This window comes from Oceanicola sp. 22II-s10i (assembly GCF_002210105.1).
Taxonomy (GTDB): Bacteria; Pseudomonadota; Alphaproteobacteria; order Rhodobacterales; family Rhodobacteraceae; genus Pseudooceanicola.
This window is the reverse complement of record NZ_AQQU01000005.1, coordinates 1-22,062: the sequence shown is the minus strand read 5'-3', so window position 1 is coordinate 22,062 and position 22,062 is coordinate 1. Positions and strand designations below refer to the sequence as shown.

20 protein-coding genes and 1 pseudogene are annotated in these 22,062 nt (G+C 62.7%); 10 read left to right on the top strand and 11 right to left on the bottom strand.

Annotated features, from left to right (window positions below):
* Nucleotides 1-6: 6 nt before the first annotated feature.
* The 8 genes from ATO6_RS13590 (at nucleotide 7) to ATO6_RS25075 (ending at nucleotide 7,771) form a co-directional block, all read left to right on the top strand.
* A complete protein-coding gene (locus tag ATO6_RS13590) occupies nucleotides 7-1,023 on the top strand; it encodes a c-type cytochrome (protein ID WP_254919152.1) in 1,017 nt (338 codons plus the stop codon).
* Nucleotides 1,020-3,581, top strand: coding sequence for a cytochrome c oxidase subunit I (gene ctaD, locus ATO6_RS13585; protein ID WP_088624568.1), 2,562 nt, complete (start codon nucleotides 1,020-1,022; stop codon nucleotides 3,579-3,581). Before ATO6_RS13590 ends, ctaD begins: the two co-directional genes overlap by 4 nt.
* The gene (locus ATO6_RS13580; protein ID WP_088624567.1) at nucleotides 3,578-3,982 is read left to right on the top strand and encodes a hypothetical protein; all 405 of its coding nucleotides are present in this window, start codon (nucleotides 3,578-3,580) and stop codon (nucleotides 3,980-3,982) included. Before ctaD ends, ATO6_RS13580 begins: the two co-directional genes overlap by 4 nt.
* Nucleotides 3,979-4,551, top strand: a complete 573-nt coding sequence (locus ATO6_RS13575; protein WP_088624566.1) for a cytochrome c oxidase assembly protein — start codon at nucleotides 3,979-3,981, stop codon at nucleotides 4,549-4,551. Before ATO6_RS13580 ends, ATO6_RS13575 begins: the two co-directional genes overlap by 4 nt.
* Nucleotides 4,548-5,534: a c-type cytochrome gene (locus ATO6_RS13570; RefSeq protein WP_088624565.1), complete on the top strand. Its 987-nt coding sequence runs from the start codon at nucleotides 4,548-4,550 to the stop codon at nucleotides 5,532-5,534. The genes ATO6_RS13575 and ATO6_RS13570 overlap by 4 nt, the downstream gene beginning before the upstream one ends.
* 86 nt (nucleotides 5,535-5,620) lie before the next feature.
* On the top strand, nucleotides 5,621-6,454 hold the full coding sequence (locus tag ATO6_RS13565) for a DUF305 domain-containing protein (RefSeq protein WP_088624564.1): 834 nt from the start codon (nucleotides 5,621-5,623) through the stop codon (nucleotides 6,452-6,454).
* Nucleotides 6,455-6,618: 164 nt separating this feature from the next.
* A complete protein-coding gene (locus tag ATO6_RS13560; RefSeq protein WP_088624563.1) occupies nucleotides 6,619-7,110 on the top strand; it encodes a MarR family winged helix-turn-helix transcriptional regulator in 492 nt (163 codons plus the stop codon).
* Nucleotides 7,100-7,771: an MBL fold metallo-hydrolase gene (locus ATO6_RS25075; protein ID WP_088624562.1), complete on the top strand. Its 672-nt coding sequence runs from the start codon at nucleotides 7,100-7,102 to the stop codon at nucleotides 7,769-7,771. Before ATO6_RS13560 ends, ATO6_RS25075 begins: the two co-directional genes overlap by 11 nt.
* A gap of 36 nt (nucleotides 7,772-7,807) precedes the next feature.
* Here the strand turns inward: ATO6_RS25075 and ATO6_RS13550 are convergent, their stop codons facing one another.
* The 9 genes from ATO6_RS13550 to ATO6_RS13510 all read right to left on the bottom strand — a co-directional run bounded on the left by ATO6_RS13550 (nucleotide 7,808) and on the right by ATO6_RS13510 (nucleotide 18,808).
* Entirely contained in the window at nucleotides 7,808-8,137 is a 330-nt protein-coding gene (locus ATO6_RS13550) for a hypothetical protein (protein WP_088624561.1), read from the bottom strand.
* Nucleotides 8,138-8,342: 205 nt separating this feature from the next.
* Nucleotides 8,343-10,466 carry a pyrroloquinoline quinone-dependent dehydrogenase gene (locus ATO6_RS13545; protein WP_088624560.1) on the bottom strand — a complete coding sequence of 708 codons (2,124 nt, stop codon included), beginning with the start codon at nucleotides 10,464-10,466 and terminating at the stop codon, nucleotides 8,343-8,345.
* 16 nt (nucleotides 10,467-10,482) lie between these two features.
* Entirely contained in the window at nucleotides 10,483-10,860 is a 378-nt protein-coding gene (locus ATO6_RS13540; RefSeq protein ID WP_088624559.1) for a glucose dehydrogenase, read from the bottom strand.
* Between the two features lie 122 nt (nucleotides 10,861-10,982).
* Nucleotides 10,983-11,570, bottom strand: a complete 588-nt coding sequence (locus ATO6_RS13535; protein ID WP_088624558.1) for an exopolysaccharide biosynthesis protein — start codon at nucleotides 11,568-11,570, stop codon at nucleotides 10,983-10,985.
* A 17-nt stretch (nucleotides 11,571-11,587) separates the two neighbouring features.
* Complete coding sequence (locus tag ATO6_RS13530) at nucleotides 11,588-13,777, bottom strand: xanthine dehydrogenase family protein molybdopterin-binding subunit (RefSeq protein ID WP_088624557.1); 2,190 nt, start codon at nucleotides 13,775-13,777, stop codon at nucleotides 11,588-11,590.
* Nucleotides 13,774-14,745: a xanthine dehydrogenase family protein subunit M gene (locus tag ATO6_RS13525; protein WP_088624556.1), complete on the bottom strand. Its 972-nt coding sequence runs from the start codon at nucleotides 14,743-14,745 to the stop codon at nucleotides 13,774-13,776. The genes ATO6_RS13530 and ATO6_RS13525 overlap by 4 nt, the downstream gene beginning before the upstream one ends.
* Nucleotides 14,742-15,266, bottom strand: coding sequence for a 2Fe-2S iron-sulfur cluster-binding protein (locus ATO6_RS13520; RefSeq protein ID WP_088624555.1), 525 nt, complete (start codon nucleotides 15,264-15,266; stop codon nucleotides 14,742-14,744). The genes ATO6_RS13525 and ATO6_RS13520 overlap by 4 nt, the downstream gene beginning before the upstream one ends.
* A 225-nt stretch (nucleotides 15,267-15,491) precedes the next feature.
* Complete coding sequence (gene ligD, locus ATO6_RS13515) at nucleotides 15,492-17,912, bottom strand: DNA ligase D (RefSeq protein ID WP_088624554.1); 2,421 nt, start codon at nucleotides 17,910-17,912, stop codon at nucleotides 15,492-15,494.
* Nucleotides 17,912-18,808, bottom strand: coding sequence for a Ku protein (locus tag ATO6_RS13510; protein WP_254919151.1), 897 nt, complete (start codon nucleotides 18,806-18,808; stop codon nucleotides 17,912-17,914). Before ATO6_RS13510 ends, ligD begins: the two co-directional genes overlap by 1 nt.
* A gap of 164 nt (nucleotides 18,809-18,972) precedes the next feature.
* On the opposite strand from ATO6_RS13510, the gene ATO6_RS13505 reads away from it, so the two are divergent.
* Entirely contained in the window at nucleotides 18,973-19,914 is a 942-nt protein-coding gene (locus ATO6_RS13505; RefSeq protein WP_141101998.1) for a sensor histidine kinase, read from the top strand.
* Nucleotides 19,915-20,105: 191 nt separating this feature from the next.
* On the opposite strand, the gene ATO6_RS13500 is transcribed toward ATO6_RS13505, so the two are convergent.
* A complete protein-coding gene (locus ATO6_RS13500) occupies nucleotides 20,106-20,408 on the bottom strand; it encodes a hypothetical protein (protein WP_088624552.1) in 303 nt (100 codons plus the stop codon).
* A gap of 99 nt (nucleotides 20,409-20,507) precedes the next feature.
* Nucleotides 20,508-20,885, bottom strand: coding sequence for a hypothetical protein (locus ATO6_RS13495; protein WP_088624551.1), 378 nt, complete (start codon nucleotides 20,883-20,885; stop codon nucleotides 20,508-20,510).
* Nucleotides 20,886-21,367: 482 nt separating this feature from the next.
* On the opposite strand from ATO6_RS13495, the pseudogene ATO6_RS13485 reads away from it, so the two are divergent.
* Nucleotides 21,368-22,062, top strand: a pseudogene (locus tag ATO6_RS13485) (transposase); the annotation flags it as partial.

Below are 22,062 nucleotides of genomic sequence, written 5' to 3'. Positions count from 1 at the left end.
CGTGTCATGGTCGCAATCATGAGCGTGCGATGCGCTCGCCGCAGTCCGTATGGACATATTCTGATTTTGAGCGTCCCGCTTTTGGCTTTAGCCGGTTGCGGGGGAGAACAGTCCTCACTGAATCCAGCCGGGCGCGATGCCCTTTCGATTTCCACACTTTTCTGGGTGATGCTGGGTGGCGCCGTGGTGCTCTGGTTGCTGGTGAATGGCGCGTTCTATTACTTGTCTCGCGTCAGGACGGGCGAGTTCGATCAGCGATATGCCCGCCATATCCTAATAGGCGGCGGGATCGTGTTGCCGGTCGTCGTGCTGACCGCGCTTTTGGTCTGGGGCCTGAGCATATTGCCCGACCCGCGCCGCCCGGGTGACGGGCTGGTGGTCCGGGTGACGGGCGAGCAGTGGTGGTGGCGGGTGGAATATTGGCCTGAGGGGGCGGATGCACCTGTCCTCACAGCCAACGAGATCCGTCTGCCGGTCGGGCAAAGGACCGAAATACATCTGACCTCCGACAAGGTCATTCACTCGTTCTGGATACCCGCACTCGGCGGGAAGATGGACATGTTCCCCGGCCGCGAGACGATGATCAGTCTGCTCCCCGAAAAATCAGGAACATATCGCGGCCAGTGCGCCGAATTCTGCGGTGCGTCGCACGCTTGGATGGCCTTTGCCGCCGTCGTGATGGAACCCGCCGACTTCGACCGGTGGCTCGCGTCCGAGGCCGCCGATGCGGTCCCCCCATCCACCGACGCCGCAGCACGAGGCGAGCGGCTGTTTCGGTCCGAGGGCTGCGGTGCCTGCCATGCTGTGCGCGGCACCGAAAACATCGGGCAGGTCGGGCCTGACCTGACCCATGTGGGCAGTCGGCAGACCCTCGGTGCCGGGCGGTTGAAAGTCACTATTGATGACCTTTCGACCTGGATCAGTCACACGGACGTTCTCAAACCCGAGGTAAAGATGCCGACCTACGATCTTGAACTCGATCAGCTTTCCGATCTCGCCGCATATCTGGAGGGATTGAAATGACGCGCCCGTCCGGTTTGCCGCAGCCCGAGGGCCCGTATCCTCCGACCGACGAGATGTTGGCTGAGCCGGTACCCAAGGATGTGCAGGAGGCTCAGGCAAAACGGTTGCGGGCCGCCTGGGAGACGCCGAAAGGCTGGCGATATGTTACGGCGGTCAACAACACCGAGGTTGGCAAGTGGTATTGTCTGACAGCGCTGGTCTTCATGCTGCTCGCCGGGGTTATGGCGCTGATCATCCGGCTGCAACTGGCGGTTCCGGAAAACGATCTGGTCTCTGCCGACCGTTTCAATCAGCTCTTCACCATGCACGGATCGGCGATGATGTTCCTCTTCGCCGTGCCGATGTTCGAGGCGGTTTCGATCCTGTTGCTGCCGGGGATGCTCGGGGCGCGTGACATGCCGTTTCCTCGGCTCTCGGCCTTCGGTTACTGGTGCTTCCTGATCGGCGGGGTCTTCGTCATCGGCTCGATCTTCTTCGACGCCGCGCCACGCGCCGGGTGGTTCATGTATCCGCCCCTGGCGACCGAGGACGAGGGGCCGGGGTCGGACATCTGGCTGCTTGGTCTGTCGTTTATCGAGGTGGCGTCGATCGCGGCAGCGGTGGAGTTGATCGTCGGCACGTTGAAATGTCGGCCGCCCGGCATGAGGGTGAACATCATGCCGCTCTACGCCTGGTATGTGCTGGTGGTCGGGGGAATGATCCTTTTTGCCTTCCCGCCGCTGATCGCAGGGGATTTCCTGTTCGAGCTCGAACGCTCCTTCGACTGGCCCTTCTTCGATCCCACACGCGGCGGCGATCCGATGTTGTGGCAGCACCTCTTCTGGATCTTCGGTCATCCGGAGGTCTACATCATCTTCCTGCCCTCCATCGCCATCGCCGCGATGATAATCCCGACCGTCGCCCGCCGCCCGATCTTTGGCTATTCCTGGATCGTGCTGTCGGCCGTGGGCACGGGGTTCCTGAGCTTCGGGCTCTGGGTGCACCACATGTTCACCACGGGGTTGCCGTCGATTTCGCTTGGTTTCTTTTCGGCGGCATCTGAGGCGGTGGTGATCCCGACCGGCATCCAGATCTTCGCCTTCCTCGCCACGCTGATGGCGGGGCGGGTGAAGATGACGCTGCCGATGCTGTGGATCTCGGGGGCGTTGGCGATCTTCACCATGGGTGGGCTGACCGGCGTGATGCTGGCGCTGGCACCTTTCGATTTTCAGGCGCATGACACTTACTTCATCGTGGCGCACCTGCATTACACGCTGTTCGGCGGCATGGTCTTTCCGGTGATCGCCGGGGTCTATTACTTCTTCCCGTTCATCCAGAAACGGCTGATGTCGGACCGGCTGGGGAAATGGGCCTTCTGGCTGACCTTCAGCGGGTTCAACCTCTGCTTCCTGCCGATGCACCTGACCGGGCTCTGGGGCATGCCGCGCCGGGTCTATACATATCCGGGCGGGCTTGGATGGGACTGGCTCAACCTGATCTCGACCGTCGGAGCCTTTGTCATTGCCGCAGGGTTCGCGACCTTTGTCTGGGACCTGATCCGGCCCAAGCATAAGCAGGCGCAGATCCCGCGCAATCCATGGGACGGGGGCACGCTGGAATGGACCCATGACGTGCCCGAAGAGGCCTGGGGCGTGCGGTCCATCCCACATGTGACGACGCGCTATCCGCTCTGGGACCAGCCCGACATGCTGGCGCGGCTGGATGCGGGGCGCTACTACCTGCCTGATGCGGAGGAGGGCAAACGCGAGACGCTCGTCACGTCGGTCATCGATGCAGAGCCGGTGCAGGTGCAGCGGGTCACCGGGCCGACGTGGATTACGCTCTGGGCCGCGGCCTTCACGGGCGGCGCCTTCATTTTCCCAACCTTCAGCTGGTATACGCCCGCGACCATCAGCGGGGCGCTGGCGATCTGCTGCATCATCTGGTGGCTCTGGACGGCAACCGCACAGGTGCCCGAGGCGGACAGCAAGGATGTTGGGCTCGGGCTGCGCCTGCCGACCTATTCCGCCGGTCCGGCCTCTGTCGGGTGGTGGGCCATCTGGATCACCATGCTGGGGGATGCGACGGCCTTTGCTTCGCTGGTCTTCGGGTTCTTCTTCTACTGGACCGCGTCGCCCGATTTCCCGCCCGACGGTGCGGCCCATGCGGTGCCGGGCCTTATCGCGCTGGCGGCAGCGGCCTTTGCGGTAAACTGGGGGCTGACAGTCGGGGCCAGACAGTTGAACAGGGCAGGGCGGGTGACCCCGGCGCGGATCTGCCTCGTTGGAGCACCGCTGGTGGCGGCCGCCGGGGCCGCGGCGCTGATCTACGCGGTGGTGGAGCTGGAGCCGGCGTCCCATGTCTATCCGGCGATCCTTTGGGCGCTTGCGATCTGGATCGCCGTCCATTCCGGGGCCGGGGTCATCATGCAGGTCTACTGTCTGGCCGGATCGCTCTTCGGCAAGCTGACGCCGCGCTATGATGCCGACATCTGGAACGTCTCGCTCTTCTGGCATTTCGTCACGATCTCGGCGCTGGTGACCTGCGCGGTATTGGGCCTGGCACCGGGGGCGCTATGACGGAAGAGCATCAGCCACGCCGGGATGAGGACCAAAAGGAGTTCGCCGAAGAACAGGCGAGTCTGTTCAAGATCACGCTCGCGCCGCTGATTTGGGCCGCGCACTTCGCCGCCTGCTATGGGCTGGTCGCGGTCACTTGTGCGAAGGGATGGGATATCGATGCCGTCCGGTTCGGTCTGCTGGTGGCCAGCGGGGCCGCGCTTTGCGGGATTGGCTGGGTCGGCTTGACGGCTTGGCGGCAGTGGAATGTCGCACAAACTGGAGATTTCGTGAACCGTGGCGGGCGGGCGGAGGACCGGCACCATTTCCTCGGCCACGCCGCCTTCCTCCTCTCGATCATCTCGCTGATTGGTGTGGTCTTCGTCTCCCTTCCGCTGGTGCTCATCGGGGGGTGCCAATGAAGGCGGGTCTCCTCATTCCCGCGCTTTCGCTGCTGGCCTTCGTCTGGTTGGTTCCGCTGGACAGATACATGCCGATCTTCGCCGCGCATATGATCAGGCACATGGTGCTGGTCGCCCTGGCGGCGCCTCTGCTCGTGCTTAGCCTGCCGGATGCCGCCGATCGGATGGCGGTGCCGCCGCTCGCCGCAGCCCTTGCAGAGTTCGTCTTGGTCTGGGGCTGGCATCTGCCTGCCGCGCATGCCCTCGGGCGGTTGCAGGGTCTGGGGTTTGCGGCCGAACAAGTCAGCTTCCTGGTTGTTGGCCTATTGGTCTGGGCAAGCTGTCTGCGGCGTGACCAGCCCCTCGCCGGGGCAGGGGGGCTGTTGCTGACCTCGATGCACATGACCTTGCTGGGGGCGCTGCTGGTTCTGGCGCCGCGCGACATCTATGCCGAGATCTGCGGCACTGCGCCCGACCTCTCGGGTCAGCAGATCGGGGGGATGCTGATGCTGGCCATCGGAACTCCGGTTTACCTGATCGCGGGTCTGTGGCTGACCGGGCAGGCGTTGCGGGAACGGGGGACGGCATGAGGCGTGGTCTGCTGACACTTGCAGTGCTGGGCGGGCTCGGCCTTGCGGGCGCGGCGGCGATCGTGGGGTTCGGCCTTTACAACGTTTCGGCGCAGGTGGGGCATCTGCCCGGTGTGTCCTGGGTGCTGCACACGACCTTCCGCAACTCGGTCAGCCTGCGCGCACCCGCGCCCGAGGAGGTGCCGCCGCTGGACGACCCGGACCTGATCGCCCTTGGCGCCGGGCACTACGCAACGGCCTGCGCGATGTGCCACGGCGCTCTGGGTGAATTGCAAAGTGCAACCGCCCGCGCCATGGTGCCCGCGCCGCCGCCGATCAACGAGGCCGTCGCTCATTGGGAAGCTAACGAGCTGCACTGGATCGTCGAGAACGGGGCAAAGATGACCGGCATGCCGGCCTGGCCCGCAGAGGCGCGAGGTGACGAAGTCTGGGCCGTCGTTGCGTTCCTAAAGTCGATCAAACGCGATACGGCGCCCCGGATGCCTTCGCCAACCCTCACCGGCACGGCCTATTGCCAAAGCTGTCACGGAGATATCGGTGGCCCGGTGCCCCGGCTGGACATTCAGTCTGCCGAATACCTCGAAGCGCAGCTTATAGCCTATCTGACCGGAGATAGGCCGAGCGGGATCATGGCGCAGGCGGCTACTCGGGTGCCCGAGGACAGCTTTGCAGAACTGGCGGAGGCGTTCTCAAACAAGCCCGCCGCCCCGGTTCTGGACCCGGTGCCGGGCGAAGGGCCGGGCGCGGCGCTGGCGCGGGCGGGCACACGTGATGTGCCTGCCTGCCTCGCCTGCCACGGTGGACAGCAGCCCAGCAAGGGCCCGCGCCTCTTCGGTCAGAACGAGGCCTACCTCTTGGCCCAGTTGAAGCTCTGGCGGGACGGAACCCTTGACCATGATGCGCTCATGGCCGCGGCGGCGCGGGATCTGACGACCGAGGATATCAAGACCCTGAGCCGCTATTTTGCTGGTGTCGGGCGATAGATAAGCCGACGGCGACCGGAACATCGCGGATCACGTAGCGTTGATCTGTCATCCACGCACCATTTCCAAGCCAGCCGGAGGCCTCGATGCCATATCTCCGTTTTGCCCTCATGATCCTTACGTCTACCATCGTCATGCTGGTTCTGATGTATCTGAACACCTACTCCTCCGCGCATGTGTTCTATTCCGAAACACGCGTCTACATGGCGATCCTGATGGGGGGCGTCATGGCGATCGTCATGATGCTCTGGATGTGGGGGATGTATCCGAACCGGACAGCCAACTTCGCTATTCTCGCGGGGGCTGTCGTCGTGTCGGGGGTCGCGCTCTGGCTCGTGCGGAGTCAGGCGACCGTCTCGGGCCCGAGTTACATGCGGGCCATGATCCCGCATCACTCGATTGCGATCATGACCTCGGAACGCGCTGGAATCGAAGATGCCCGCGTAGCGCGACTGGCCGATGAAATCGCGTCGGCTCAGCGCAAGGAAATCGCCGAGATGCGCTATCTCGTGGCCGAGACCGCAGCCGGCCGGACCGTCGCGGATGCGTTTCAGGATGATCCGGCCCGTGTCGGGACGATGGAGGACGCGCGACGCAACGTGCAGCTGTCGCCCCTTGATCCGGCGCCGGTTACCCGTGAGGATGCCGCAAAGGTGATCTCCGGGATGGGTTGTCAGTTCCGCCGTGCGCCCGAAGCCGATCCGATCCTGTGGACGGACGGCGCGGGACAAGCGGTGGCCCAGGTCAGTGGCGTGCTTCTGCCGCTGGAAGGTGAGGATGGGACGTGGGAGACCCAAGGTCTCAGCATCTCCGTCGCGTCGAGGGACGATCCGGATTTCCGGTCTGACGCGACCCTGACCTTCGCCTTCGATCCCGGCCCCTCGTCGGGGTATCGCGGGTGGTGGTCCTGCGACGGCTGACCGGATCAACCGGAAATTTGTTGGGTGTCCGCAAATCGTGTCAGGCACCCCTACAGTGCACAGGATGTGACCCGCGTTGCGGCTTTCTTGAAGACGGGCCGCCTTGAACTGACTCCATTTACTATTATATGATAACTATCACGTTATAGCAAGTGGCGGGTGTCATGGCTGAAAGACAGTCTACGGAGCTTTACGAACTGGTTGATCTGATCCACGCGGTAGCGCGGCGGCTCCCGGCACCGCTCGATCTGGAGCCGGGGCCCTGCACCCCGATTGAAATCAGCGTGATGCGGTTCGTCGGGCGAAACCCCGGAGTATCCGCCCGTGCCGCGGCCGATGCCTGCGGACTGCCGACCAGCAATTTTGCACGCGTGTTGAAAAGTCTGGTGGCGAAAGGTCTGCTGGAACGGCGGAGTGATCCGAACGACGCGCGAATAGTGCATCTGCACCCGACCGACCTGGCCGACAAGAACAGCCTTCGCATGCGCGAGCATTGGGCAGCAGCCCTGAACGGTGTCGGGCTGGAGCGTGACACGGTCGCAGCGACGACGCAGGCACTGCGCCGCATCGAAGCGCGCCTCTCAGACCAGCCGCCGGCGGGCGGCCGCCACGATATGAATGGCCGGAAGCAAAGGAGACCGACCGATGACGGATGAGCTCACCTTCGATGTCACCTCCAATGGACTGCAATCCACGATCCGAGGTCTGCACGGGACCCCGAGTGCACCGTTACCCTTCCTCGACGGCGTGGTAGTTCGCGCTTTCGTGCTTGAGAGGCCGCAGGGCAACGTCATCGTCTACAATGCCCCGGGCATCAGTGAGGCTGCTGACGAGATCCGTGAAATGGGGTGGCCTGAGTGTCTTCTCATGAACCACCATCATGAAGCGATGTATGGCGCGCCGCGCCTCGATTTGCCTGTCTGGATCAATGAGGCGGACCGTGCCGATGTCGACATGGCCATCGCGGGCACCTTCTCGGAACGCCACATGATCGATGATGATCTGGAAGTTATCCCGACCCCCGGTCATACGCCGGGAACGACGACTTTCCTCTGGAACAACGGCGAACATCGTCTGCTTTTTCCGGGGGATAGTCTGTGGGTGCAGAATGGTGAGTGGAAGGCGGTTGTGCTCGGCGACAGCGATCGGGCGGCCTATATGGGCAGCCTCGCGGCGTTGAAGGAGATCGATTTCGATATCCTCGTGCCCTGGGGTGTCGAGCACGGTGCGCCTTACGGCTATGCCGTGACCCGGGAAGAGGCCACGTCGAACCTCGACCGGATTATCGGGCGGCTTGAAGCCGGGGAGAATGCCTGAGCGAGCGCGGGAAGTCGTCCCGTGTGTCGGCTCGGTCTACAGTGCCACCACGAGCACGATCAGCGCGATCACGGCGACGGCGGCAATGACGAGAACCCGCGGACTTAATCTGTTGCCCTGCAATCCTGCCGGACCTTTCTTTCTGTCTTCCGGTTTTGCGCGCGGAGTTTCGACAGCAGCGGCCCGTTTGACCTGATCGCGGTCCGGCGGGTGCCCTCCGGCCTCGTCATCTGTGCCCAAGGGGGCCGCCGCAGGGTCGGAGAACGCGACCTTGTCGCCGGTTCCGCCTCTGTCGATCTCATCGCGCAGTTGGGCGGACGTCTCGGTCGTGCGGTCTTCGGGGGCTTTCGTCTTGTTATCGGTCATAGGATGTGCTCCTCGCTCCCACATGATCAACGGCAGTCTGCTTGCAGAGTTCCAGCGACGCCAACGCGGGGCGGCCATCTGTCTGGGGGAGGTGGGAGCTGAAGAAACAGTTGCGGCTGTCCACGACCAACCCCGCAGGATCAGCAGGTGTAGCGGCGGCGGCAAGACCAAGGTCTGCCGCCGCGCGCCTTGCTATTCAGGGCGTTCAGTTCTCGGGAAGGGCCCAGGCGATCACTTCGTCGCCAACAGGCGTTTCCATGAAATGATGACCCATGGCCGACACCATCACATATTGGCGACCATCGACCTCGTAGGTGATCGGGTTCGCCTGTCCACCAGCTGGCAGAACTGTCGACCAGACGGTCTCTCCGGTCTCGATATCGATTGCCCTGAACAGGTTGTCCGTCGCCGCGGCGATGAAGACCAGTCCGCCAGCGGTCACCACGGACCCGCCGTTGTTCGGCGTGCCGATGTCAAAGGGCAGGAAGGACGGGATGCCGAACGGACCATTTCGCCGGGCCGTGCCCAGAGGGCGGTCCCAGAGGGTTTCGCCGGTTTCAAGGTCGATCGCGCGGATACCGCCGTAAGGAGGACGCGTGCAAGGCACCCCAGTCAGGTCGTTCCGCCAACCCGCATTGACGCTGATCCCGTATGGGGAGCCGGATTGCGGGTCTGCGGCACCTTCGGCATTGGCTCCGCCGCTTTCGCCAGTCTCCATCTCGTTGATCGGCTTGGACGTCACCTCATCACGCGGCACAAGCCGGTTGTAATTGGGCACATCGTTGTAATTGGCGATAATGATCCCGCGGTCCGTATCGATCGCCACCGACCCCCAGTCGGACCCACCATTATAGCCGGGATACTGGATCCACGGTTTGTCGGTTGAAGGCGGTGTGAAGAACCCGTCGTAGTTCGCGCGGCGAAACTGAATGCGGCACCAGAGCTGGTCGATCGGGGTGAAACCCCACATGTCCTTTTCTTCCAGCGGATCCTTTCGCAGTGTGTGCCACTCGCTTACCGGCTGCGTATCTGAAATGTATTCCGGTTCGACTTCACCTTTCGGCAGGTCGGTCAGTTCCCCGACCGGCGTCAGCGGCTCACCGGTCTCTCGGTTCAGGATGTAGATGTCACCCTGTTTGGACGGCAGAAGCACCGCCGGGGTGCCCTGATAGTCGATCAGCGAGGCCTGAGAGCCAAGGTCGTAGTCCCAGACGTCGTGGCGCACGGTCTGGAAGTGCCAAGCCTCTGCGCCGGTGGTCGCGTCCAGTGCGACGAGCGACGTGGCGTATTCGTTCTCGGCATCGCTGCGGTTGGAGCCGTAATAATCGACCGAGGAATTGCCCATTGGCAGGTAGACCAGTCCGAGCTCTTCATCCGCGACGGCCGTGGTCCACATGTTCGGCGTGCCGCGGGTGTAGACCTCGCCCTCCGGCGGGCCATTGCGGTTCTCATCCGGTGCAGCCAGGTCCCAGGCCCATGCCAGTTCACCGGTCACAGCGTCATAGCCGCGGATCACGCCTGAGGGTGCGTCTTCTGCCTGACCATCCTTGACCTGTGCACCGGAGACGACGATGCCACGCACAATGGCTGGGGGGGCGGTGACCGCATACCAGCCGGGCACGCGTTCGCCGATATCCTGCCACATGTCGACAGTGCCGTTTTCTCCGAAGTCTTCGCACGGCGCTCCGGTTTCGACGTCAACGGCGACCAGCTTGGCGTCGAGCGTCCCCTGGATCACGCGTGTTGCGCAGGCATCGCCTTCGGCAGCGTCGGGATTGCTATAAACCGAAACGCCACGGCATGTGGCGCCATAGGGGATCGCGTCGTTCGGCACGCCCGGATCGAAACGCCAGTTTTCCTCTCCCGTGGCGGCATCGACTGAAATGAGGATGTTCATCGCGGAACACATCAGCAGGTCGTCACCGACCTTGAGGGGCGTGACTTCGGGTGAATATTTGCCTTCCGCCGTGCCTTCGGGAAGATCGCCGGTGTGGAAGGTGAACACCTGTTCCAGCTGATCTACGTTTTCGGGCGTGATCTGGTTGAGCGGTGAATAGCGAGTCGCCTGTGCATCGCCGCCCCAGTAGGGCCAGTCGGTCCCGACCTCCATCAGCGGTTGCGCGGCTGTGGCGAAGGCGTCGTCTGCCGTGTCGTCTTCCGTGGTCTGTTCTGCGGGGGGCTGCGAAATCGTCGCGTTTTCTGTGGGGGAGGGACCTTCGGCGGCACCGGTCGTGGGTTGCTGCGTGTCGGGGGTGGTCGCCTGCTGTGCCTGAAGCGGCAATGTGCCAGCCAGAAGGACGGCAGCGGCAAAGGGGACAAAACGTGTCATCTGAAGCTAATCCGTATCAAAGTTTGGAGGGGTGGCGTCTCAATGCGGGTATGCAGAGCAGCACGAGGACGAGGATCAAGGTCGGAGCGACAAGGCGCGGGACTTCGGCCCACCAATTGGTTCCGACTTCCCACCAGGCCCAGGCAACCGTTCCGACCCACACCACGAGGTAAAGCCAGACGGCTTCCATCATGTAGCGGTTCAGCAGTATGCCGGTGGCAGCGAGGCCAAGGCCGGCGAGGCCGTAATACCAGCTCCCTCCAAGAAGGATCAGCCAGACGCCGCCGGCCAGAATGACTGCACCGAACAGGACACAGACCCAGCCGAGGATCTTGACGCCCCAAGAGGTTTCATGTCCGGGGGGATTGGCGGGGGATGCGGCGATGTCGGACATGGGGGCCTCCTTCTGATCGGTCGAGGATAATCAAGCGCACAGGGGGGCGCTTGATAGACCAACGGGTTGTCTGCTGGTCTGTTCCGTTCCGGGCCGGAAACGTCGCAAACGTCCGAGCCGGATCAGACGAAATAAAGCGTGACCGGAACGACCAGAAGCAGACCGAAAGACAGACAGGCAAGCACGCCGTCTCGGGTAAGGAGGCTCGCTGCGAAAAGGGCGATGACGGCGGATGCGATGGACCCGGAAGTCGGCACGATCTCCATGAACGGCATGAAGAGCGTCAGCAACGCAATGAGGATCATCGGCAACCAGAGCCATGGCCGGTGGAACAGGAACGTCAGTCGCGGTTTGATGAATCGTTCGACCGATGTGACCGGTTTTCGCAGCCAGTTGACGCCGCGCTCCACTTTGTCTGCGTCCATGCGTTTGCGGGAGACAAAGTCGGGGAGCCAGACGCTCTCTCGTCCGATCATCATCTGGATGATCAGAAGCAGAACCAGCATCGCAACCACCGCCGTGACCCCGGGAATGGCACTGGCCGGAGAGGTCGAGATCAGTGAGAAAATCAGCATCACCGAGGCGAAGGATGCGCGGCCCAGTTTGTCGACGACATGCTCGACCGTAACGCTTTCGCCGTCCAGCGACGCCTCGAGGGTGTCGAGGACATCGCTTAACGCGTGTGTCGGATCACTCGCCGTATCACCCATGTGGCCAGCCCACCCCGCTACGATGGCAGTGCGGCCAGCACCCGGTCCGGCGTCGCGGGCATGTCCCGCACGCGCGCCCCGCAGGCGTTATAGACCGCATTCAGGATCGACGCGCCGGCTCCGCAGATGCCCAGCTCTCCGATCCCCTTGGCCTGCGTCGGACCGGCCCAGTCGTCCAGTTCCTCGACGAAATGCACCTCAAAGGGTGGCACGTCGGCGTTGACGGGCAGGTGATAGCCCGCAAGATCCCGGTTCACGGCATGGCCGTCGCGGCGGTCGTGCGTCAGCTCTTCGGTCAGAGCCATCCCAATGCCCCAGGTCATACCACCATGACACTGCGACCTGGCTGTGCGCGGGTTGAGGATGCGGCCGGCTGCGAAACTGCCCAGCATGCGCCGGACGCGGACCTCGCCTGTGACATCGCTGACCGCGACCTCCGCGAAATGCGCGCCGAAGGTGGCCTGCCGGACCTTTTCCGCCGCCTCGCCGGGTTCGACATGGCCGTGGCCCGTAATCGGCTCATGCGACAGCAGATCGCGCAGGGAGGCGCGCTTATTGGCATAGGTGGCCATGCCGTCCTGCAAGGTCAGTTCCGCTTCGGAACAACCGAGCCGGTCGGCGATCTGCTTGCGGATCTCCATCCCCGCCAGCCAGACGGCGGTGCCAGTCGAGGCCGCACCGAACGACCCGCCAGAGCCGGAGCCGGGCGGGAATCGGGTGTCGCCCAGTTGCACTTCGACGCGATCCAGCGGGAGGCCCAGCAATTCGGCGGCGATCTGCCCGAAGATCGCGTAACTCCCAGTGCCAATGTCGGTCATGTCCGACATCACGGTTGCGCCGTCACGCGTCAGGTTGATACGCGCCTCGGCCTCGATCACCATGTTGACGCGGAAGGCGGCGGCCATCCCGGTGCCGATCCACCACTCGCCCTCGCGCTGCTGGCGCGGCGTGGCGTGGCGGTGCGACCAGCCGAAGGCGTCTGCGCCTTGGCGCAGGGCCGCTTCCAGACGGTGCGAGGAGAAGGGCTTGCCGCTCTCGGGGTCTTTCTCGGGGATATTGCGCACGCGCAGGTCCACCGGATCAACCCCTGCTGCCTGCGCCAGTTCATCCATCGCGACCTCGAAGGCAGTTACGCCGACAGATTCCCCCGGTGCGCGCACCGAGCCGGCTGCGGACCGGTGAATGCGCGCGATCTTCATGCCGAGCGTCCGGTTCGCGGCGGCATAGGCGAAGTGGCTGCCCTGAATGACGGGTTCGGAAAATTCCTCGTCCGGTAGGTTCGACACCAGCGCTTCGTGGCCCAGCCCTGTCAGGCGGCCTTCGGCATCGGCGGCCAGACGGATGTGCTGGCGGGTTTCGGAACGCCGGGTGTTAACCTCGAACACGTTGCGGCGGTGTTGGACGACGCGCACGGGCTGTCCCAGTTCCATCGCGGCGAGCGCAGCCGCGACGCAATCCGCTGAAATACCAAGTTTGGACCCGAAGCCGCCGCCGACATAGGGCGCCAGCACGCGGACATTTGCAGGGTCGAGCCCCACGCTGTCGGCCAGTTCATTGCGGTTGAACTTCAGCATCTGGAGTGATCCGCGCAGCGTCAGTGTCTCTCCATCCCAGTGCGCGGTGGCCGCGTGCGGTTCCATTGCCGCCGATACCATGGAGGGTGTGGTGTAGACGGCATCGATCCTGAAGGCCGCCTCGGACATGGCCCGGTCCAGATCGCCGATCTCCGTCTTCTTGTCTTCGGGCTCCTCCGGCTCGACTGCATCGGGCAGGACCGGCACGTCGTCTTCTTCGACGGATACAACCAGCGCCTGCGCCGCATGGCGGGCCTGTTCGAAGCTGTCGGCTACAACAAGCGCGATTGGCTGACCGACGTAGGCCGCTTGGTCGACACCCTGAACCGGGGCTTCATTCGCGGTGCCCTGGGCGGCGTTGCGGATCATGCGCCGGTCCCGCAAAACGCTGCGGACACCGTGCATGGCGCGCACCTGCTCGAGGTTCGGGCAGGAGACCGCCCCGACTTTTGGCGCGCGGACGAGGAACCCGTGCAGCATATCGTCGGCCTGTTCCTCTGCCGCGTATGTCGCGCTCCCGGCTACCTTGAGCCATCCGTCGGGTCGGTCGTTGTCATGCCCCAGCACGCTCTGTGTAAGGCCGTCGGCGCGGTGATCGGGATGCGGTTCGTCGATCTTCAGATCAAAAGTCATTGGGTCATCTCCGTCAGGGTCGCGGTCAGCAGGCGGCGGACAAGTGTGTCCTTGAATTCCAGCCCCTCACGCAGGACAGCGTCCTTCATCAGAATGTCTCCGGCCTTTTCGAAAAGCGCTGTGGTGGGGGCTTCTCCGGTCAGCAGATCCTCGACGTCGTGATCACGCCATGGCCGCGTGCCGATGCCACCGAACGCCAGCGCGACGTTCGAAATAAGATCATTCTCCATCCGCACGGTCGCGGCGACCGAGACCAATGCGAAAGCATAGGAGGCGCGGTCCCGGACCTTGCGGTAGGTCTGCCTGCCGCCGAAGGGGGCGGGGAGGATCACGCCAGTGATCAGGTCACCGGCGCTCAGCGTCGTTTCGCGATCCGGGCGGTCGCCGGGCAGCCGGTAAAAGTCGTCGAGGGCAGTCTCGCGGCGGGTTCCGTCCGCACCCTCAAGCTCGACCGTCGCGTCGAGCGCGCGCATCGCCACCGCCATGTCGGACGGGTGCAGGGCGAGGCAATGCTCGGAGGTCCCCAAAACCGCATGGTTGCGCATCTCTCCGCCGAAAGCCGCGCAGCCAGAGCCGGGCCTGCGTTTGTTGCAGGGCGTGGCAGTGTCGTAGAAATAAGGACAGCGGGTCCGCTGGAGTAGGTTGCCACCGGTGGTCGCCTTATTCCGAAGCTGTCCGGAGGCCCCCGCGAGGAGGGCGCGCGCCAGCACCGGATAGTCCCGACGAATGCGCAAGTCGGCCGCGAGGTCAGAGTTGGTCACCGTCGCCCCAACGTGCAGACCGTCGCCGTGCGGCTCGATCCGGTCGAGGCCCAGCCGCGAGATATCGACGAGAGTATCGGGCGCCATCACCTCGAGTTTCATAAGGTCGATCAGGTTGGTGCCCCCGGCGATGAAGGTCGCGCCGTCACGGGCGGCGCCATGGGCACCAGAGAGGGTGTCGGGGCGCTGATAGTCGAAAGGTCTCATTCCGCAGCCTCCGCGTGACCGGCGTCTTCCTCGGCAATTTCGAGGATCGCCGCGTTGATCCCCGGGTAGCAGGAGCATCGGCAGATATTGCCGCTCATTCGTTCGGCCAGCTCCTCCCGGGTCAGCGCGTAGGGGCCGTCGAGCGTTTCGCTGACATGGCTCGGCCAGCCATCTGCGATTTCGCGAAAAACAGCGGTGGCGGAGCATAGCTGCCCTGGCGTGCAATAGCCGCATTGCATACCGTCATGACGCACAAATGCAGATTGCAGGGGAGAGCGACCATCCTTGCAAAGACCTTCGACCGTTGTGATCTCGTCGCCGTCGTGCATCACGGCGAGGCTCAGACACGCATTGATCCGGCGACCGTCGACAAGCACCGTGCAGGCTCCGCATCGACCGTGGTCGCAGCCCTTCTTGCTGCCCGTCAGGTTCAGGTGGTCGCGCAGGGCATCGAGGAGTGTCACGCGCGGGTCGATATCGAGCGAAAAAGGCGACCCGTTCACGGTGAAGGACGTTTTCATGGAGCTCTCCTTTGGGGTGCTACCAGCCCAACGAATGAGAGAGGCCTCCGTTCCAACAACGGAATGTGCAGTCAACTCGGATGGGAGACCGCGAGACCGTGCAAGGCGGCGTCGTCGTAGTAGATCAGCCTGAGCGGCGGCAGCTATTCGGCACGCAGAACTACGCGGCCGCCTTCTTTTCAATGAGCAGCCCGTGTTCGTCCGCCATGGCCTTCGCAGCCGCTCTCAATTGCCGACAAGCTTGTCGAGTTTTTCGATACGTTGCTCCGACAGGCCCGTCGGGGAGGGACGGTCGATATCAGACCAGCGCCTTTCCGCCACATCGGCAATGCCAAATGCATCTGCGGATTTCAACTTGGCCAGTTCGCTCCAGGCGACCGGCGCCGCCACGGGTGCGCCCGGGCGGGCGCGAAGAGAGAAGGGCGCGATGGCGGTGGCCCCGCGCTCGTTACGCAGCCAGTCGATGAAGATCCGGCCCTCGCGGCGCGCCTTTGACATGGACGCGGTGAACCGATCGGGCTGGGTTTCGGCCAGATGGGTCGCCAGCACGCGAGAGAAAAGCTTGACCGTATCCCATCCCGCGATGCGGCGCAGCGGAACCACCACGTGAACGCCCTTGCCTCCGGTCACCAGCGCCCAGCTTGGCAGGTCAAGCTCGGACAGCATGTCGCGCAGGTCGGTCGCGGCAGAGGTGACGTCTGCAAAAGGAAGGCCCTCGTCGGGGTCGAGGTCGAAGACTATGCGATCCGGCTTTTCAAGATCGTCGCGTTGCGCCCCCCAAATGTGAAACTCCAGCGTGCCCATCTGCGCTGCGCCGACGAGACCGCCGGGGGTGGTGACATACATATGGTCCGCCCGGTCGCCGTCCGACCCCTCGATGCTGAGTGACTTGATATCCTTCGGAAAGCCCTTGGTCGCGTGTTTCTGGAAGAAGCGTTCGCCGTCCAGTCCCTCAGGCAGCCGGACCAGCGACAGGGGATGGTCGGCGGCTGTGTCCAAGATGCGGTCTGCCATCCTTTCGTAGTATTCCGCGACTTGCCGCTTCGTGACCTTGGCGTCGGGATAGACGATGCGGTCGGGATGGCTGATGCCGATCCCGGCAATGGCGGCGCGGTCTTCCGGCATACGGTCCTCTTCCAAATTCACGGTTTTCGCGGGCTTGTCGTCGCGCAGCGCAATGAACACGGCATGGCGCAGGCGGCCATCGGCGGTTATCTCGGCATAGCGGACCTCGGCCACCAGCTTGGGGGTGATCCAGGTGACGCCGCTGGCCTCCGAGGGCTCGACCTCTGCCGGAGGTGTCTTGCGCTCAAGCCCGGACATCGCGGCCGCCAGCGCCTCCATCGTGTCCTCGTCGAAGCCGGTGCCGACCTTGCCCACGTAAACCACATTGTCGTTATAGTAGGCACCCAGAGCCAGCGAGGCGAAGGCACGCCCGCGCTTGTCGCTCTTCTGCCAGCCCAGCAGGACGAATTCGTCGCGGCGTTCGCATTTTATCTTCAGCCAGCCCCGCGTGCGGGTGCCGCGATAGGGCAGGTCGGAGCGTTTGGCGATGATGCCTTCGCCGCCCGCCTTGCAGATGGTGGCGATGGCCTCGTCCGGGTCGGCGTCGATGACCGGCGACAGCTCGACAGGCCCGAGAGGTGGGGCAGGGCGGAGCAGGTCCTCCAGCGCCGCGCGGCGGTCGCGGAGGGGCTGGTCCGTAAGGAGTGTGCCGTCCAATTCCAGCAGGTCGAAGGCGTAGAATTTGAACGGACCGCCCGCCTTGATCGCCTTCTGAAGGTTCGAGAAACCGGCCAGGCCTGCCCCGGCGACGATCTCTCCGTCGATCAATGCAGAACGGCAGTCCAGAGGATCGAAACCGGTAAGAAGCGCTTCGAAGCGGTCTGTCCAGTCGTGCCCGTTCCGGGTGAAGACCCGCGGCCCGCCTTTGCCGAGGGCGACAAGCGCGCGGTAGCCGTCGAACTTCACCTCGTGCCACCAATCGTCGCCTTCAGGCGACTCATCGACCAGCGTTGCCAGCTGCACCTTGCGGAACGCTGGCCGTTTGCCATCCCGATCGTTCGCAACCGGAGCCTTGTCGGCGGCGATCTCCCGCAGCGTCCGGTTGGTCGAGGCGCTGCGCCGGTAACGGTCCACCGGATCGCGGTGTCCGGCGGCCTCATCCTCTTCCTTCATCAGGAGCCAGTTTTCGCGGCCCTTGTCGCCGGATTTCTTTCCGTCCATCCGGACGAGGTGCCAGCCCCCGGTCAGGCGCTGCCCGTGCAGGCGGAAATGAAGATGGCCCTTCTTCAGCCCCTTTTCGACGGGCTCCACCGGTTGCCAGTGCCCGATGTCGAACAGCATGACCGTGCCGGCGCCATAATTGCCCCTGGGGATCGTCCCTTCAAAACCGAGGTAGGACAGGGGGTGATCCTCTGTCCGGACGGCAAGCCGTTTTTCGGCCGGGTGGAAGGAGGGGCCGCGCGTGACCGCCCAGCTCAGCAGCGCGCCATCCCACTCCAGCCGCAGGTCGAAATGCGTCCGGGTCGCCTCGTGCTTCTGCATCGAATAGCGCAGGGCGAGGGATGTCCCGGTGCTCGTTTCCCGTGGTTCCGGCGTTCGGTCGAAGTCGCGTTTCTCAATATACCGGTCGAGCCGTCCCATCAGGCGGACTTCTTGCTGCGCGAGGAGCGTGCGGTTTTCTTCCCGCCGCCATCCTTCTTCAGGCTTTCTTTCAGGGCTGACATCAGATCGACCACGTTGTCCGAACCGCCACCCGATCCGTCGTCCCCGGCCTTGGTGCGCGGGGTCTTCTTGTTCTTCCGCTTGCGGTCGATCAGGTCCCGCAAGGCGGAATCGTAGTGATCCTCGAAGTTCTCGGCATTGAACGCCTTGGTCTTGCGGTCGATCAGTTCGGTCGCGACAGAAAGCAGTTCCTTGTCGGCCGGATCGTCCTCGATATCTGAGAACAGCGGGTCGGCGTTCCGGATCTCGTCGGCATAATGCAGGGTCTCAAGCAGCAGGCCATCGCCACAGGGGCGGATCGCGCAGAGATACTCCTTCCCGCGCATCGTCAACTGACCCAGCCCAATCTTTTCCGATTGGCGCAGCGCGTCGCGAACGACGCGGTAAGCGTCTTCTGCCAGGTCGTCACTGGGCACGATGTAGTAGGGCCGATCAAAGTAGAGCGGAGGTATCTCGCAATTGCCGACGAATTGCACCAGTTCCAGCGTCTTCTTCGTCTCCAGCTTGATCGCGTCCAGTTCTTCCGGCTCGATAAGCATGTATTCGTCATCGCCCAATTCGTAACCCTTCAGGATGTCTTCGCTCTTGACTGGGCCGACGCCGGGGACGGTTTTCTGGTATCGCACCCGTTTGCCGGATGGTCCATGGATTTGCCGGAACGAAACGCGGGCCCCGGATTTGGTTGCCGCATGAATCTCCACCGGGATCGAAACAAGCGACAGGCGAAGCTGCCCCTTCCAGATTGCGCGTGATGAAGCCATGGTTTTCTCCGATGCCGTTGCCTTGACAACGCAGATGTGGTTGAGTTTGTTCAATGTTGGTGGGATGAAATGCCTTGATCTGCCGGAGCCTGAACGACATCCGAGGTTGAGAGGCGAAGTGGCGAAGCTGTGCCTGGGGCTGAGTTACTTCGCCATATTAAGGGTCTCGCTGCTGAGTTTTCGTGTCGATTTTGAACTATCGCTTGGGGCGGGGCGCGATGAAATTCGATCAAATCGGACTTGAGCAGGCCTTCGGATTTGCCGGGTTCGGTAGGTGGGAAATCGAACCGGCGACCGGCTCCATGGTGATTGACGAGCAATGCCGGGCCTTATTCGGCGCCAACGCCGAAGAGGCGCAGTCCAGGGATGCGGTCATCGCCCGGCTGTATCCGGAAGACCGGGATCGGGTGGCATCGGCGTTGGCAAACCTTCAGTCTGTCGGTGACGTTTTTGACGAAACCTTCCGCGTCATTCTTCCAAACGGTCGCCAGCGTTGGATCCGAGGGATAGGTCAGCTCGGTCTACACTCCGGACAACCACGTATTCTGGGCGTGAGCATGGATGTGACAGAGGAGCAGGAACTGCGAGCGCAACGGCAGCTCCACCTCGACGAGATGAACCATCGGATTAAGAATCTGTTCGCTCTGGTGTCCTCGATGATTTCCAGCGCCGGGCGGGAAAGCCAGAGTAAGGAAGATCTCATCGCAAACCTAAGAGGGCGGGTCTCAGCGCTGGACCGTGCGCACTCTATGATGCTCCGGACGGACACGTCAAAGCCGCTGCCGCTCCGGGAACTGATCGACAATGTTTTGGCTCCCGCGCGAAGTGATCAATCCATCGTCGCGCACGGTGACGACGTCATGGTTCCCGCGCAATCGATTACTTCGTTTGTGCTCATCATCCACGAATGGGTGACGAATTCAGCTAAGTATGGTGCGCTGAAGCATTTTGAAGGGGAGATCGAAATCGCATGGACAGTCATCGACGGGGCGCTTGAACTGATTTGGCGAGAGAAGGTGCCAGATTACAACGACGACGCGGAGAAGGGGTTCGGCTCGCGTCTCCTTCAGGCATGCGCATTGCAACTGGGCGCCGAGAAGAAGCGTTGCTTCGAGGACGGATTTCTGACGATCCGATTGAAGTTTCCCGTTGGCGAATAGAAGACTGATTTGAGGAGGGCACTTGCGCCTGTCCAGACTTTCAAATGCCACTCGTCGGGGCGTTAATTTCAGGTGAGCGGGATAGTGTTGAACCTGGCCAAATTTTGGAGGGGCTTTAGTCGGTAATGATTTGGGATTGATAGTCGAAATTTACTTAGGCCCCGCCAATGGTGGCGAGGCCTGACTGCGAATTACAGGTAGTATCGGAGCTCAGTCAGCCTTGCTCCATACCACAAGAGCATCGAGTTGTATTTCCTGCCCGGATGGCATGCTTCTTCCAGGTGGCGAACCATGCGATCGATTGCTTCCCTCAGTCGCGGAACATCAGGACTCGGCGCGTCGACCGCGACCAATGCCTCATAGTAGGGTTCCAGGGCAGCGTCGCCGCACACAAAATACAGCAATTCGCCGAGTCCTCCGCCATTCAGGGCCAGAAAATCTGTAACCTTCTCTGCCGCAGCGTTGGAGAAAGAGCTCATGGGAACAACGGTCATTACCGTCTCCTTCGGCATCGAGCGCACGCCGTCAGGGCCGCTTGAAAACTCGTGCCGTCAAGCGCCGTCGACGAGCATTGTCGACGGCTTCAGACTGCATCATGCAGCCGTTCTGATCCCGGGATCGTCATCGGACAGCGTTCTTGCGAGTGCTTCGGCAAGGAACTCGGTCAGGCAACAGACATCTTCGATCCATGGATCGGCCGGGTCGATACGGGCAAAATATGTTGCTTCCGGCCGCTCCAGATCGTCCACATGGCGCAGCGACAATACATCGAGTAGGTCAGACGCAATCCGTATCGCGCGGCGGGTAGGGCGAGAGTCCAGCCTGAGTTGATCAAGCAGATCCTCTGCTGCTTCTTCGCCACGCTTGCCAGCGAGCAGAGTCGCGGCGTTTGTTAGTGCTTCCCTGTAAAGTGCCATGAATAGATGGAGCGGTGAGACTTGGTCCGGTTTGCAATTCGGGTTCGTGAACATGGAGTTTCCTTTCGGGTGGGTCCCGGCTTTGCGCCGGGGTCAAGCACTCCAAGTCCCCTTCCGCATTTTCCCTGAGCGGGGCTGGTTGCGGGCCAGCGATCTCTCACCCGAGGAGATCGATGACCTGCACACCATACATCGCTCTTCCCTCGCACCCGTCCACTCATGAGCGCTCGTTGCACGCGAGCATTCTTCTGGATTTTGAAGTTGCAGACCCACGTGTCCTCTCGCTTCGACTATTTCTTGGCTGAGGTAGCGTCCACATCGTGAAAACCCGCCAATATCGGGTTTGGACAAACACATTCTCCGATAATGTGGCGCAGACTGTTTGAGAGTGTTGCTGTCCAATGTGGGTTTCATCGGTAGATGCCGCGGAAAAACCGGACAAACCCCCGATGTCTGGAAATGAAGCCTGAGTGACATGCTCCCCTGAAAAGTCCGCGGTTTGAAGTTAGCCTGTTCTCCAGACGAGGAGGCAGACGATGAAGAGAAGCCGGTTCAGCGAAGAGCAGATCATTGGCATCCTGAAGGAGCACCAGGCCGGGCTGGGCGCGAAGGAGCTGTGCCGCAAGCACGGAATCAGCGACGCGGCCTTCTACAAATGGCGCTCGAGATATGGCGGCATGGAGGTGTCGGACGCCCGTCGGCTGAAGGCGCTGGAGGCCGAGAACGCGAAGCTGAAGAAGATGCTGGCCGAACAGATGTTCAATGTTGCGACGCTGAAGGAGATGCTGGGAAAAAACTTCTGACGCCCGGTTCGAGGCGGCGTGCCATGGACTGGGCCTTAAAGGAGAAGAGCTATTCGCAGTGGCGGGCCTGTGCATTGGCCGGGATCGATCCGCGCGTGTGTCGGCGACAGCTGGTCAGGCCAGAGGGCGGGGAGTTGCGCAAGCGGCTGCGGGAACTGTCCGGCGAGAGCCAGTGGTTTGGATATCGGCGTCTTCACATCCTGCTGCGGCGGGAAGGCTGCGCGCTGAACTGGAAGAAGCTCTACCGGATCTACCGCGAGGAGGGCCTCACTGTGCGCAAGCGTGGGGACTGCAAGCGGGCGCTGGGAACCAGGGCGCCGATGGCGATCCCTCAAGTGCCGAACCAGCGCTGGTCTCTGGACTTCGTCTCGGACTGTCCGTCGTCAGAGTTTTTCGGACTTCTGGGGCCGTTTTGTAACGAAGGCTCT